Below are 15,272 nucleotides of genomic sequence, written 5' to 3'. Positions count from 1 at the left end.
AGTTATTAAGCATTCTTCTTTTCAAATTCTCTCATGAATTCTACTAACTTTTCTACGCCTTCGATTGGCATAGCATTGTAGATAGAAGCTCTCATACCGCCTACTGTTCTGTGTCCCTTTAAGTTAACAAAACCAGCTTCACTAGCTTCCTTAATGAATTTAGCATTAAGCTCTTCGCTATCTGTTACAAATGGTACGTTCATAAGTGATCTATCTTCCTTACGAACAGTTCCCTTAAACATCTTAGACTCATCTAAGAAATCATAAAGGATCTTAGCCTTCTTCTCGTTATGTTCCTTCATAGCGCTAAGGCCGCCCATTTTCTTAATCCACTTAAATACCTTACCGCAAATATAAATATTATAACAAGGAGGTGTATTATAAAGTGAATCATTATCACTTTGAGTCTTCCACTTAAGCATTGTTGGAGTGCCTTCTAATACATCGTCTGTAATTAAATCTTCTCTGATAATTGCAATTACAACACCAGCAGGTCCGATATTCTTTTGAACACCACCATAAACTACACCATACTTAGTTACATCCATAGGTTCAGATAAGAAGCATGAAGATACATCAGATACAAGTAACTTACCCTTTGTGTTAGGAAGAGTCTTATACTTTGTTCCGTAGATAGTATTATTTTCACAAATGTAAACGTAATCCATATCATCTGTAATAGCTAAATCTGAGCAATCAGGAATATATGAGAATGTCTTGTCAGCAGAAGATGCTAATTCAACAGCCTCACCATAAATCTTAGCTTCAGCAAAGGCCTTCTTAGCCCACTGTCCTGTAAGAATATAACCAGCCTTCTTATTCTTCATAAGGTTCATTGGTACTTCAGCAAAGAACTGTGATGCACCACCCTGAAGGAATAATACCTTGTAGTTATCAGGAATGTTTAATAGATCTCTTAAATCCTTTTCAGCCTCTTTAATGATTGCATCATAAACCTTAGATCTATGACTCATTTCCATTACGGACTGACCAGAACCCTTATAATCTAACATTTCGTCTGCTGCTTCTTTTAATACTTCCTCAGGTAAAACAGCTGGACCTGCACTAAAGTTATAAACTCTTGCCACTTTTCTCTTCCTCCTAGATTTTAAATTACAAAAAGCCCCTTAAAGTAGCCATATTCTCTTTTTATGCGGTTAGAGAACTTGGGGGCTCCTAGACTTGTCTGACATCAGCCAAAAGATATCAGACAAGTAGAATTTTAGTTTATAGTACTTGATTTGTCAACTAATTAACAAAGCTCCTAGCTATAAACATTTTCTATCTAATAAATGCTAACGGCATTAATTAGTTACTTTTACTTAGAAGCCTTCTTTGCCTCTGCTTCCTTTTTATTAAGATCTTCTCTATCAAATGCTTCAGAAATAGCTGCACCTGGAGAAACCATTGGGAATACCTTGTCATCCTTTTCAATTACACATTCAATAACACAAGGAATATTAAGCTTAATTGCCTCCTCTAGGGCCTTATTAAACTCCTCAATAGTTGTAACTCTAACAGCGTGAGCTCCCATACCTTCTGAAACCTTAACAAAATCTACCTGATCCTCTAAAACTGTAGCGGAATATCTCTTGCCATAATAGAGATCCTGCCACTGTCTAACCATACCAAGTACGTGGTTGTTAAAGATAATCTCAATAACTGGGATATTGTAACGAGTTGCTGTAGCAATTTCATTCATGTTCATTCTAAAACATCCATCACCAGCAATGTTAATTACAATCTTATCCTTTTTGCCTACCTTAGCACCAATTGCAGCACCTAGACCATAACCCATAGTTCCAAGGCCACCTGATGTAAGAAGTGTACGTGGACTTGTGTACTTATAATGCTGGGCTGCCCACATCTGATGCTGTCCAACATCTGTTGCAATAATAGCCTCACCCTTAGTGATTCTATCGATATTCTCCATAATATTAGGACCATTTAGAGAGTCCTTATTATACTTCATTGGGAACTTCTTTGAATAATCCTCAATATGGGCAATCCACTCAGCATGATCCTGCTTTGTAAGCTTAGCATTAAGACGTGCTAAAACTTCCTTAGCATCGCCAATAATTGAGGCATCTGTATGAATATTCTTATTGATTTCAGCTGGATCTACATCAATATGTAAGATCTTAGCATGACGGGCAAACTTCTTAGCATTACCTGTCACTCTATCTGAGAATCTAGCACCGATGGCAATAAGTAGGTCACACTCAGACACTCCAAAGTTTGAAGTCTTAGTACCATGCATACCAATCATGCCAGTATATTTCTTGTCATGTCCTGAAAATGCACCTTTACCCATTAAGGAATCGCAAACTGGTGCATCTACTAAGTTAGCAAATTCTCTTAATTCTTCTGAAGCATCAGATAAAATTACACCACCACCAACATAAAGGAATGGCTTTTTAGAAGCCTTAATCATAGCTGCTGCCTTATCTAAATCTTCCTCACTGATATCAGCAACTTTTCTTTTTGGAGCTTCAATTGTCATCTTAGTAAATTCAGTTAAATTAGCTGTTACATCCTTTGTAACATCCACTAAAACAGGGCCTGGACGTCCCTCTTTAGCTATTCTAAATGCAGCTCTAATTGTATCTGCAAGTTTTGTAACATCCTTAACGATATAGCTGTGCTTAGTAATAGGCATAGCAACACCTGCAATATCTACCTCCTGGAAGGAATCCTTACCAAGTAAAGGTACAGTAACATTACAAGTAATTGCTACTACAGGAATTGAATCCATATAAGCTGTAGCAATACCAGTTACAAGATTAGTTGCCCCAGGACCTGATGTAGCAAAGCAAACACCAACCTTACCTGTTGCTCTTGCGTATCCATCTGCAGCATGAGCAGCCCCTTGCTCATGACTTGTTAATACATGAGTAATTTCATCAGAATGCTTATAAAGTGCGTCATATACGTTAAGGATAGCTCCTCCTGGATATCCAAAAACTGTATCAACGCCTTGTTCTTTCAAACATTCAACGATGATCTCTGAACCATTAATTTTCATAAACCTTCTCTCCTATTTCGACCCTATAGTTTTTAAGTAAATGTGTAACTATTAGGAAAATATACTTAAAACCCGGTATTAAATGCGATTATACCTGAGTATTAAGTTATAAGTCTTAAGCTGTGGCCATAATACAGCTTAAGACTTAGTTTAATACTTTTTTATATATAAATAAAGTCTAAATATTAGTTTACACCCTTAGGAACTTCTAGAATTGCACCTCTGTTACCTGATGTAACCATAGAAGCATATCTCTTTAAGTAGCCTGTTGTAACCTTTGGTTCTCTTGGAGTCCAAGCCTGTCTTCTCTTCTCTAATTCTTCATCAGAAACCTTTAAGTTAAGGCTTAGCTTAGGGATATCAATTGAGATAATATCTCCTTCTTCTACTAAAGCAATAGGTCCGCCAACAGCAGCTTCTGGAGAAACATGTCCAATTGATGCACCACGGCTTGCGCCTGAGAATCTACCATCAGTAATTAAAGCTACTGATGAGCCAAGTCCCATACCTGCAATAGCTGATGTAGGATTAAGCATTTCTCTCATACCAGGTCCACCCTTTGGTCCTTCATATCTAATAACAACAACGTCGCCAGGATTAATCTTTCCACCCTTAATAGCAACAATTGCATCATCTTCACAATCAAATACTCTTGCTGGTCCTTCATGTACAAGCATTTCATCAACAACAGCTGAACGCTTAACAACTGAACCGTCTGGAGCTAAGTTACCTGAAAGTACTGCAAGTCCACCTGTCTTAGAATATGGATTTGAAACTGGTCTAATAACTTCTGGATCTAAATTTCTAGCATTTTCAATATTCTCACCAACGGTCTTACCTGTAACTGTCATACAGTCTCTATTAATAAGACCAAGACTATCAAGTTCCTTCATTACTGCATATACACCACCGGCCTCATTTAAGTCTTCCATGTAAGTTGGACCTGCTGGTGCAAGGTGACAAAGGTTTGGAGTCTTTTCTGAGATTGGATTTGCAAATTTAATATCAAAATCAAAGCCTACTTCGTGAGCAATAGCTGGAAGATGAAGCATTGAATTTGTTGAACAACCAAGGGCCATATCAACAGTTAAGGCATTCATAATAGCATCCTTTGTCATGATATCTCTTGGACGAATATTCTTTCTATACATTTCCATAACAGCCATACCTGCATGCTTAGCAAGCTTAATTCTTTCTGAGTAAACTGCAGGAATTGTTCCATTTCCTTTAAGACCCATACCAAGAACTTCTGTTAAGCAGTTCATAGAATTAGCTGTATACATACCTGAACATGAACCACATGTAGGACATGCCTTATGCTCGTATTCCTTTACATCCTCTTCGCTCATCTTACCTGCTGCGTAAGCGCCAACAGCTTCAAACATAGAAGAAAGGCTAGTCTTGTGACCCTTAACTCTACCTGCAAGCATAGGACCACCTGATACAAATACAGTAGGAACGTTTACTCTAGCTGCTGCCATAAGTAAGCCAGGAACGTTCTTATCACAGTTTGGAACCATAACTAAGGCATCAAACTGGTGTGCAATTGCAAGGGACTCAGTAGAGTCTGCGATTAAGTCTCTTGTTACAAGAGAATACTTCATACCGATGTGACCCATAGCAATACCATCACATACAGCAATAGCTGGAATAACAACTGGAACACCGCCAGCTTCTGCTACACCCATCTTTACTGCATTTACAATCTTATCTAGGTTCATATGACCTGGAACAATTTCATTATATGAGCTAACTACACCAACTAATGGCTTTTCCATCTCTTCCTCAGTAAATCCTAAGGCATTAAATAGGGAACGATGTGGTGCTTGTTGCATACCTTTTTTTACATTATCACTCTTCATAATCCTTCTTCCTTTCTTTAACTAAATATTAGCGACGATTAAATCGCCCATTCTATCAGTTCCTACAACTTCTTTTGTCTCCTTAGAAGCTATATCAACTGTTCTATAACCATCACTTAATACCTTGGCTACTGCCTCCTCAATAGCATCCGCCTCCTTATCAAGATCAAGACTATACCTAAGCATCATTGCTGCTGAAAGAATTGTTGCAATTGGATTTGCCTTATTAAGACCTGCAATATCTGGTGCTGAACCGTGACTTGGCTCGTAAAGTCCAAGCTTTGTCTTACCAAGTGATGCAGATGATAACATTCCAATAGAGCCTGTAATCATACTTGCTTCATCTGATAAAATGTCACCAAACATGTTCTCAGTTAAGATAACATCAAACTGTCCAGGGTTCATAACAAGCTGCATAGCGCAGTTATCAACTAACATATTCTCTAAAGTTACATCCTCATAATCCTTAGCTACTTCCTCTACAACCTTTCTCCAAAGTCTAGAAGAATCAAGTACATTTGCCTTATCAACAGATGTTACCTTCTTCTTTCTCTTTCTTGCAATTTCAAATGCCTTAATAGCAATTCTTCTAATTTCTTCTTCATTATATGTAAGAGTATCTCTAGCCTCTAAAATACCGTTAACAGTCTTAGTCTCTCTTTCACCAAAGTAAAGACCACCTGTAAGCTCTCTTACAATAATCATATCAAAGCCATCCTTTGTAATCTCTTCCTTTAAAGGACAAGCTTTTCTTAATTCATTATATAGGTAAGCTGGTCTTAAATTTGCAAATAAGCCTAAATCCTTACGTATCTTTAAAAGTCCAGCTTCTGGTCTTAAATTAGGTGCTACATCATACCATCTTGAATTACCTACATTACCACCTACAGCACCAAGTAAAACTGCATCTGATGCCTTACAAATCTCTACTGCCTCATCTGTTAGTGGAACACCGTACTCATCAATGGAGCAACCTCCCATTAAAATCTTAGTATAATTAAAAGTATGGCCAAACTTATCAGCCACCTTATTTAGCACCTTAACTGCCTCTCCTACAATTTCTGGTCCGATTCCATCACCAGGAATTAAAGTAATCTTACATTCCATAACTACATACCTCTTATCCTAATTTAAACCAACTGTATTTGGTTTATATTATATATTACAGTTGTCTAACCGCATAAGTCAAGTTGTATTACAACTTAATTTTATTTTTCTGAATTAAAAAATCCCTAATCGATACCGATTAGGGATTAATAAGCTTATAATTGATCAACTATCCAGTCAATAACTGGATGCTCTTCCTCCCCTTCTTTATTTTCTCTAGGTTTTGACATAGGTTCCATTTCAGTAGATGCTATCTCTTCTGTCTCTGAATCTATCTCTGAATCTGAATCTATGACTTCGTCTGAATCTATAGGTGTCTTAGTACTAGTAAACTCCTCGTCTGCCTTCGCTTCATAATTTCTTTTATTCTCCTCTAAGATGTCTTTTTTAAACTCTTCCTCTAACTCTTTTTCTTCCCTTGCCTTGGCTTCCTTCTTTCTTAGTTTCTTTTCTTCCTTTGCCCTTCTTTTCTTTTCCTTCTTAGATATGACAATTATTTCATTAGCCTTTAAATATACGCTGGCCTTTTTATAGGCTGCCGGTAGTTTTAAGAAAACTAAGGAAACTACTAGGCAAGTACAAAGATAGATTATTAAGCATAAAATACATATAGAAATTACATTTTCCTTAAACAAATCCATATTAATACTTACATTGACAGTGGCAATTACCTTGTTGTTGTCGTTATAGATATTAGCGCCCCTGTAAGCAATCCAGGTTTTATTTAAGCTTGATAGGCTGGCCTTCTTCTTTAAAACAATCTTACTATAATAAGAATAGCTAAGTCCCCTAAAGACCCCTAAATCATACGGCCCCTCATCCGCTAAATATACCATTCTGTTATTATCTAGGTCTATGTATAAAAGCGACAAGTCATAGATACTTTCATTGGCCTCAAAAACAAGTGAAAGGGCATTTTCAACAGATGCATATTCCTTATAGTCCTTTAGGTGGCCAAAATCTGCCGTGTGCTTAGTATTTATCTCATCTTCTGCCACATTTCTATCAGAAAGACTTGAAAAAATGCTAGAAACGTAAGCATTTAGACTTTCTAAGTCCTCCTTATCAATATTAGTCTGAATGCTCTCAATAGTTGAATTTATGGTCTCATTAGCCTTGTCTAGATATTTGGCATATGAAAATGTAATCACAACAATTAAGACTAGAAGCGTATATATAAGTAAACTAAGATTGATTTTTAGCAATTTTACTAGTTTAGATTTCACTTTTACCCCCAATACTTAGACTAATTTAGTATCACAATATTTTTATATATTATATCATGACTATAAAAAATTTGCATTAAAAAAAGTCGCTAGAAATCTCTAGCGACTTAAAAAATCATATATTAATTAGTTATCTTCTGATGTTGTAGCCTTCTCAACCTGAGCAATTGCCTTCTTCTGCATTGGAATACGGCAGTTCTTGTTGTTACCAAATTCTACAATAACATCATCTTCAGAAAGACTAATGATCACTCCGTAGAAACCACTAGTAGTAAGAACTACATCTCCTACCTCCATTGATTCCATAAGAATCTGCTGTTCCTTCTGCTGCTTCTTCTGTGGTCTGATTGCCAAGAAATACATCATAGCGATGATAGCAACAATATAAATGACCATAACTATACCTGAACTCATAAATAACCTCCTAGTTTTTCTTCATTAAACGTTAGTTTAACTCTAACATCACTTTAAAAATAATAAACCAAATTAACTTCTATGTCTATTAAATATTGATAAATTCAAAGAAATTTATTTCTTATCCTTGTCATAAGTCTTAAGTAAATATAATCTCTCATCCTTAAAGCTCTTATAATTACCAGCTTCAATAGCGCCTCTAATATCTGTCATTAAATGATTGTAGAAATAGAGATTATGTAAAACGCAAAGTCTCATACCAAGCATTTCCTTAGCCTTAAGTAAGTGTCTTATATAGGCTCTTGAATAATTGCGACAAGCAGGACAATTACAGCCCTCTTCAATTGGTGCTAAATCCTTTTCATACTTAGCATTAAAGAGGTTAATCTTACCAAACTTAGTATAAACATGACCATGTCTACCATTTCTTGATGGATAAACGCAATCAAAGAAATCAATACCTCTATCAACAGCCTCTAAGATATTAGCTGGTGTACCAACACCCATAAGATATGTAGGCTTCTCCTTTGGAAGGTAAGGTACTACCTTATCAAGTACGTGATACATTTCCTCATGAGTCTCACCAACTGCAAGACCACCAACAGCATAACCGTCAAGATCCATCTCAGTAATTCTCTTTGCATGTTCAATTCTAATATCATCATAAACCGCACCCTGATTAATACCAAAGAGCATCTGATGTGGATTAACTGTATCCTCTAAAGAATTAAGTCTATCCATTTCTTTTTTACAACGTTCAAGCCAACGTGTAGTTCTTGCTACTGACTTCTCAACATAGTTTCTATCAGCCTTAGCAGGAGCACACTCATCAAAGGCCATGGCAATAGTTGAACCAAGGTTTGACTGAATCTGCATACTCTCCTCAGGGCCCATAAAAATCTTATGTCCATCAATATGAGACTGGAAAGTAACTCCCTCTTCTTTAATCTTTCTTAAGCCTGCAAGAGAGAATACCTGGAATCCGCCTGAATCTGTAAGGATTGGCTTATCCCAATTCATAAACTTATGTAAGCCGCCTAATTCTTTAATTAGCTTATCTCCTGTACGTACATGAAGATGATATGTGTTAGAAAGTTCAATCTGTGTGCCAATTTCCTGAAGGTCTGTTGTTGCTACAGCACCCTTAATTGCTGCAACTGTACCTACATTCATAAAGACAGGAGTTTGAACTGTTCCGTGAACTGTTGTAAATTCAGCTCTCTTAGCATTTCCTGAAGTTGCTAAAATCTTATACATATTATTTTCTCCTAATTTTTATAAAAATCAACAATCTTGTCCATTCTTGCTGTCATGTTGGTAAATATTAAATCTACAAGGCTTAGGGCTGCCATTGCTTCAACTACAACCACCGCTCTTGGAACCACTAATGGGTCATGGCGGCCTTTAATGCTAACCTCAATTTCTTCGTTAGATTTATTAACTGTGTTCTGCATTTTAGAAATAGATGGTGTTGGCTTAAAGGCAGCTCTAAAGATAACATCGCTACCATCTGACATACCGCCTAGTATTCCGCCGGCATTGTTAGTTTCCTTAGTTATCTTGCCATCTTTTATTGAAAATGCATCATTATTAGTAGAGCCAAACATACTAGCCACTTCAAAGCCCTTTCCAATTTCAAAGCCCTTGCAAGCCCCGATAGACATAATAGCCTGTGCTAGTCTAGCATCTAACTTATCAAAAACTGTCTCGCCAATTCCTGGCATGACGCCCTTTATCTGGCATTCAATGACTCCACCAAGAGAATCCCCTTCGGCTCTCTTCTTACTAGCAAGCTCTTCCACCTCACTAGCTGCTTTGCTATCTGGCATATTAAAAGGATTCTTATCTCTTTCTTTTAAATCAAAATTGTTATAATCAATAGAAATTCCACCGATTTCCTTAGCATAAGCATCAATCTTAATTCCTAGACTTTCTAAAATCTTAATTGCAATTGCTCCTGCTGCAACTCTACCAATAGTCTCTCTACCAGAACTTCTGCCGCCTCCTCTGTAGTCTCTAAAACCATACTTCATATCAAATGTATAATCTGCATGACCTGGTCTATAGAAACTAGCAATCTCGCTATAGTCAGCGGATCTTTGCTGCTTATTAAATACTACTAAAGAAATTGGGCATCCTGTTGTCTTACCTTCAAAAACACCTGAAAGAATGGAAACTTCATCGTCTTCCTTTCTTGGTGTAGTAAACTTAGATGTACCTGGTTTTCTTCTATTAAGGAAATCTTGAATATCCTTAGCCTCTAGTTTAAGTCCTGCGGGACAACCGTCAATTACGACGCCTAGAGCCTCTCCATGGGACTCTCCCCAAGTTGATATCTTAAAAATGTTGCCAAATGTTGAGCCTGCCAAAATTTACCTCCAATCAAAGTCACAAACAAGTAGTTTGGACGTTCTTACAAAACTTATTACATATCGAAAATAGAAAACACTTCTGCTTCTATACCATAATAAGTTACCATATTTTAGGCTAAAATTAAACCTATAATTTTCTTTATACTTTTTTTATCATTTATCATTTTTTATCCATTTTATATTTCTTGGGACATGCTACAATAGAGTTAAATAAAGATGAATATTTTCTAAGGAAGGCAGATTATGAGTAAGGTTATAGGAATTGACTTAGGCACCACAAATAGTTGTGTTGCTGTAATTGAAGGTGATAAGCCAGTAGTTATCACTAATAAAGAAGGATATAGAACAACTCCATCAGTTGTTGCATTTGATAAGAATAAAGAGAGATTAGTGGGAGATTTAGCCAAAAGACAGGCAGCTATTAATCCTGACAGAACATTTTTCTCAATAAAGAGACATATGGGTTCAAGCTTCACTAAAAAGATCGACCAAAAAGTATATACCCCTCAAGAAATATCAGCATATATCCTTATGAAACTTAAAGAAGATGCCTCAAATTATTTAGGAGAAGAAGTTACAGATGCTGTTATTACTGTTCCCGCTTACTTTAACGATGCTCAAAGAACAGCCACTAAAGACGCTGGTAAGATTGCAGGTCTAAACGTTCTTCGAATAATTAATGAGCCAACTTCTGCTGCCCTAGCTTATGGACTTGATAATGGACAATCTCAAAAGATTTTGGTCTATGACCTAGGCGGTGGTACATTTGATGTATCAGTAATTGAAATTGATGACAACACTATTGAAGTTTTAGCCACATCCGGCGACAATCACCTAGGTGGCGATGACTTTGATGAGCGAATTGTAGAATATTTAATAGAGGAATTTAAAGAGGCCAATGGAATTAATCTTGCAAAGGATGACGCTGCAAAGAGACGTTTATATGAAGAAGCGGAAAATGCTAAAAAGGTCCTTTCCTGCGCCACAACCGCTAATATTAATCTTCCCTTTATTACACAACAAAAGGGCCAGACATATCACTTAGAATCTAATATTACAAGAGCTAAGTTTGAAGAACTATGTCAGGACCTAGTAGAGCGAACCATCCCACCAGTGGAGAATGCCCTAAGGGATGCAGGTCTTAATAAAAATGATATTAATTCGGTAGTTTTAGTTGGTGGTTCTACAAGAATCCCTGCTGTAGTAAACATGGTTCGTCAAATCATGGGACAGGAACCTACAAGAAATATTAATCCAGATGAATGTGTAGCATTAGGTGCTGCAATTCAGGGCGGTAAGCTAGGAAACCAGTTAGTTCCTGGTTCTAAAGCTTCTGAGATTTTACTTATGGATGTAACACCACTTTCTCTATCTATTGAGACAGTAGGTGGTATTTCAAGTAGATTAATTGAGAGAAATACAACTATTCCAACTAGACACAGCCAGATTTTTACAACTGCTGGAAACTTCCAGACTTCCGTTGATATTAAGGTTTTCCAGGGCGAGCGTAAATTTACAAGAGACAATAAGTTACTTGGAAATTTCAGGCTTTCAGGAATTAAGAGGGCTGCCGCTGGTATCCCACAGATTGAAGTTACCTTTGATATTGATGCCAATGGTATTGTAAATGTATCTGCTAAGGATTTAGGTACAGGAAATGAGCAATCCATTACCATCACTTCTAATGACAACATGACAGAGGAAGAAATTGCAAAGGCAAAGTGGGAAGCTGAAATCTATGGTAAAAAGGATGAAGCCTACCAGGGCTATATTGATAGCTATAATGAAGCAACTAAGGCTTATAACAATGCTGTAAATCTCTTAGAAGCAAATAAAAAGATTTGGGATAGGCAAAAGAAAAAGGAAGTTAAGCGTTCCATAAACGACTTAAAACGTGCCCTTGCAAAGACAAAGATAGATAAGCTAGATAGCAATATCGCATCTAATCTTGATAATCTTGCAACAGAGCTAAATAGTCTTGTATAAATAGAATAAATACGGTCAAAAAATAAATGCTATGTAACAACCCCTTTTTGGTTACATAGCATTTTTTATGTCTTTTTTATTCAACTCTAATATGTCTTTTATTTACAAAATTTAGAGCATTACTTCCTTTAAAACTCTAATAAGTTCTGTGGTATTAACAGGCTTTACTAAATAGGCGTCCATTCCTGCATCAAGGGAATCTAATCTATCCTGAGGATATACATTTGCACTAATACCCACAATAGGAACGGCAGCAAGGGTTCTATTGGAAAGCTTTCTAATTTCCCTTGTTGTATCGTTTCCATTCATAATAGGCATCTTAATGTCCATAAGCACCGCATTATACTGATAGATTCTGCTCTTCTTAAACTTATTTAGGGCGTCAAAACCGTTAGTTGCAGTATCTGTACTAGCTCCTAGGTCTTGTAAAAATGTAGACAAAATCTCTAGGTTTGCCTCATTATCATCCACAATCAAAAATCTCTTTCTTTCAAAAGTTCTCTGATTAGCCAAATCCTCGGCTCTTCTAAAGTTAGACTCGTGAATTAAATTAGGCTTATTAGCAAGGATATCCTGTCTAAAGAGCTTAAACTTCATGGCTATTGTTACCTTTGTGCCCTTATATTTCTCACTTTCCACCTCAAGTTCACCAGATAACATCTTAGTTAATTCCCTTGCTATAGAAAGGCCAAGGCCGGTTCCTTGTATGGCTGCGATTTCTCTATCATTTTCTCTTTCAAAGGGATCAAAAATATGTGGTAAAAACTCTTCGCTAATACCCACACCATTATCCTTTATTTCAAAAAGATAAGCTACATAGCCCTCTTCTTTCCTCTCTAAATCCTCTTTAATTGTAAAATCTATAGTCCCACATCTATGTGTGTATTTCACAGCATTTGTAAGGATGTTAGATAAAATCTTAACTAGTCTTAACTTATCTGCTAGAATTTCTTCATTTTCCACTTCTATATTTACATTAAAGTTTTGCTCTCTTGACTGGGCTATAGGATCAATCAAGTCCTTAACTTCCTCAATAATTGAATAAAGACTTTGCTGATATTCTTCAATGCTTGCCCTGCCGCTCTCAATCCTTGAAATATCAAGAACATCATTAATAAGGGAGATTAGCTGCTCTGAGTTACTCTCCATCTTATCAAGATAAGTTAAAACCAAATCCTTATTGTCGATGTGAGTTTTAGATAAGTTAATATAGCCCATCATTGAACTAATAGGTGTTCTTATATCATGGGACATGTTTGATAGAAATCTCAACTTTTCAAGGCTTGCAGCTTTCGCTTCATTAAGCTTTTCCTCTAAAAGATCTCTGTGCTTTTTTCTCTCTAATTTAAGCTTAAAAACCTCAGCTCTATCATCTAGAATTCTTTTATAGCCCATTAAAGCCTTAATAGGCTTTCCGTTATCATCCATTAAAAGGCGCTTAAATTCTACTGTTCTAACCTTGTCAGAATTAACTGTATAGCTAAATTCGAAGCTTTCCTTCTCCCCTAGCTCCTTTCGTAAATTCTCAAGGGCTCCACGTCTTTCACGCTCTCTTGCGTATTCCTTCTCTACTCTTTCTCTTGAATATTTTCTATTAAACTCGCTATAAACCCCTTCTTTATCAAGGCCTAAGCTAAGTGCCTTATCTTGTAAATATACAAGTTTTATGTAATCATTTTCCAAATCAATCTCGTAGATTTCAATATAGTTAGAAAATACTGCTTCTATAATTGAATCTGTCAACTTATCCATATATCCTCCCAAATTTACATATCACTTTTAGAAAAGCTCCCTATTAAGATAGAGTTCTAGCTTTAAATCTCTTTTATCCATAAGCTCAGAGGCGATTTCAAGCATTCTTAAATCCGCGCAGTGATACGTCTTATTCAAAATCCATGGTATGCCTAAAATATAGTCAGCTTCACGCTTTGTCAGGCAACTAGTTAGTCTTAACAATTCCTCTTTATTATTCTTTACTAAATATCCAAAAGGGCACATAAAATAAAGCCTCTCTTTGCCATATTTAGATACAATGTGAGACAACTCGTTCCTGCTTTTATATTCCACTATATTATATTTACTCATATCCAAATCTTCAACCAAAATTTTGGCCTCTAGCATGTATTCATACATTTGCCTAGAAACCTTCTCTCTTGAGGCTGGATAGTCCATATTCTCTATGATTTGATCTAAGGTCATGCCCCTATCTACCAAATGCTTTATAGAACCTGTGGTGGTAAATTCCGAAAGGAAATTTGATAAGGCCTTTTCAAAATATGATGACATAACTACTTCTTAACCTTTGTTCCCTTATCCTGTCTTTTATATTTACAATCTCTGCAAATGTAAAACTGATTGTCAATAGATTTAGAACCGCCATCTTCTGGAAAAACAATATAATCTACCACTCTGTCAGTTCCCACAAGCTTCTTACCACAAATTCCGCAAGTGTCAGACCACTTAACCTCCATACCATTGTGTCCGCAACAACTCATGTCCTCAAAAAAATCTGTATTATCCATAACGTTACTCCTTTCGTCTAATAAATTCATAAATTAGTTTCTGTATTTAACTCAGTCGGAGTACAAGCTCCGACTGAGTTAAACGCTCCGCGAGGATGCGCACGGATTCAGACAGGAATTTGTCTGCTGAAGCAGACCCGAATCCGGCGCGCAAGACTCGCGAGCGAGTCTTGACTTTACATGCTAAATCCTATCTATAACTACAGCTTATCAAATGGTCATTAATCACACCAATGGCCTGTAGATAAGAATAAATTATAGTTGAACCTACAAACTTAAAACCTCGTTTCTTAAGGTCCTTACTAACTAAATCTGACAGCTCATTATTAGCTGGCATCTTATCTAGGCTTTCTAGCTTATGATCAATAACCTTGCCCTCTGTAAATTTCCATATATAGTTGTAAAAAGACCCGAACTCTTCTTCTATATTTATAAAGGCTTTAGCGTTTGAAAATATAGCGTCGATCTTTCGTTTATTTCTAATAATATCCTTATTCTCATACGCCGCTTCTATTTCTTCCCTAGGCATAGAAAGAACTTTTCTTGGAGCTAAGCCTTTAAAGGTCTTTCTAATGGCCTCTTCCTTATTTATAACACAAGACCAGCTAAGACCTGCCTGCATTGTCTCTAAAACCAACATAGCAAAGAGTTCATCTTCGTCTTTTTCTATCTTACACCATTTCTCATTATGGTATTTAATCATAAGGTCTGAGGAAAACTCCCAACCGCAACCACATTTTGACATATATCCACTTCCT

At 36.5% G+C, this 15,272-nt stretch carries 13 protein-coding genes; 1 reads left to right on the top strand and 12 read right to left on the bottom strand.

Features of this window, described 5'->3' with window-relative positions; genetic code table 11:
• Positions 1-5: 5 nt before the first annotated feature.
• The 8 genes from serC to aroC all read right to left on the bottom strand — a co-directional run bounded on the left by serC (position 6) and on the right by aroC (position 10,003).
• On the bottom strand, positions 6-1,088 hold the full coding sequence (serC, locus tag BLQ66_RS09985; protein ID WP_074522035.1) for a 3-phosphoserine/phosphohydroxythreonine transaminase: 1,083 nt from the start codon (positions 1,086-1,088) through the stop codon (positions 6-8).
• A gap of 230 nt (positions 1,089-1,318) precedes the next feature.
• Complete coding sequence (gene ilvB / locus BLQ66_RS09980) at positions 1,319-3,025, bottom strand: biosynthetic-type acetolactate synthase large subunit (RefSeq protein WP_074522034.1); 1,707 nt, start codon at positions 3,023-3,025, stop codon at positions 1,319-1,321.
• 185 nt (positions 3,026-3,210) lie between these two features.
• Positions 3,211-4,887, bottom strand: coding sequence for a dihydroxy-acid dehydratase (gene ilvD, locus BLQ66_RS09975; protein ID WP_074522033.1), 1,677 nt, complete (start codon positions 4,885-4,887; stop codon positions 3,211-3,213).
• 21 nt (positions 4,888-4,908) lie between these two features.
• Positions 4,909-5,994 carry a 3-isopropylmalate dehydrogenase gene (leuB, locus tag BLQ66_RS09970; protein WP_074522032.1) on the bottom strand — a complete coding sequence of 362 codons (1,086 nt, stop codon included), beginning with the start codon at positions 5,992-5,994 and terminating at the stop codon, positions 4,909-4,911.
• Between the two features lie 155 nt (positions 5,995-6,149).
• The gene (locus BLQ66_RS09965; RefSeq protein ID WP_074522031.1) at positions 6,150-7,220 is read right to left on the bottom strand and encodes a cache domain-containing protein; all 1,071 of its coding nucleotides are present in this window, start codon (positions 7,218-7,220) and stop codon (positions 6,150-6,152) included.
• Positions 7,221-7,346: 126 nt separating this feature from the next.
• Entirely contained in the window at positions 7,347-7,634 is a 288-nt protein-coding gene (gene yajC, locus BLQ66_RS09960) for a preprotein translocase subunit YajC (RefSeq protein WP_074522030.1), read from the bottom strand.
• Between the two features lie 114 nt (positions 7,635-7,748).
• The gene (gene tgt, locus BLQ66_RS09955; RefSeq protein ID WP_027431410.1) at positions 7,749-8,891 is read right to left on the bottom strand and encodes a tRNA guanosine(34) transglycosylase Tgt; all 1,143 of its coding nucleotides are present in this window, start codon (positions 8,889-8,891) and stop codon (positions 7,749-7,751) included.
• Between the two features lie 11 nt (positions 8,892-8,902).
• Positions 8,903-10,003, bottom strand: a complete 1,101-nt coding sequence (aroC, locus tag BLQ66_RS09950) for a chorismate synthase (RefSeq protein ID WP_074522029.1) — start codon at positions 10,001-10,003, stop codon at positions 8,903-8,905.
• Positions 10,004-10,249: 246 nt separating this feature from the next.
• Between aroC and dnaK the strand changes: the two genes are divergently transcribed.
• Complete coding sequence (dnaK, locus tag BLQ66_RS09945) at positions 10,250-11,992, top strand: molecular chaperone DnaK (protein ID WP_074522028.1); 1,743 nt, start codon at positions 10,250-10,252, stop codon at positions 11,990-11,992.
• Positions 11,993-12,103: 111 nt separating this feature from the next.
• On the opposite strand, the gene BLQ66_RS09940 is transcribed toward dnaK, so the two are convergent.
• The 4 genes from BLQ66_RS09940 to BLQ66_RS09925 form a co-directional block, all read right to left on the bottom strand.
• Positions 12,104-13,744: a hybrid sensor histidine kinase/response regulator gene (locus BLQ66_RS09940; RefSeq protein WP_074522027.1), complete on the bottom strand. Its 1,641-nt coding sequence runs from the start codon at positions 13,742-13,744 to the stop codon at positions 12,104-12,106.
• 27 nt (positions 13,745-13,771) lie between these two features.
• Positions 13,772-14,278 carry a hypothetical protein gene (locus tag BLQ66_RS09935; RefSeq protein ID WP_074522026.1) on the bottom strand — a complete coding sequence of 169 codons (507 nt, stop codon included), beginning with the start codon at positions 14,276-14,278 and terminating at the stop codon, positions 13,772-13,774.
• 2 nt (positions 14,279-14,280) lie between these two features.
• On the bottom strand, positions 14,281-14,514 hold the full coding sequence (locus BLQ66_RS09930) for an HNH endonuclease (protein WP_074522025.1): 234 nt from the start codon (positions 14,512-14,514) through the stop codon (positions 14,281-14,283).
• Between the two features lie 190 nt (positions 14,515-14,704).
• Positions 14,705-15,259: a DNA-3-methyladenine glycosylase I gene (locus tag BLQ66_RS09925; protein ID WP_074522024.1), complete on the bottom strand. Its 555-nt coding sequence runs from the start codon at positions 15,257-15,259 to the stop codon at positions 14,705-14,707.
• Between the last annotated feature and the right edge of the window lie 13 nt (positions 15,260-15,272).

Origin of the sequence: Lachnospira pectinoschiza (genome assembly GCF_900103815.1) — a bacterium.
Lineage (GTDB): Bacteria > Bacillota > Clostridia > Lachnospirales > Lachnospiraceae > Lachnospira > Lachnospira pectinoschiza_B.
The sequence above is the reverse complement of the archived record's forward strand: the minus strand, read 5'-3'. Positions and strand labels throughout refer to the sequence as shown.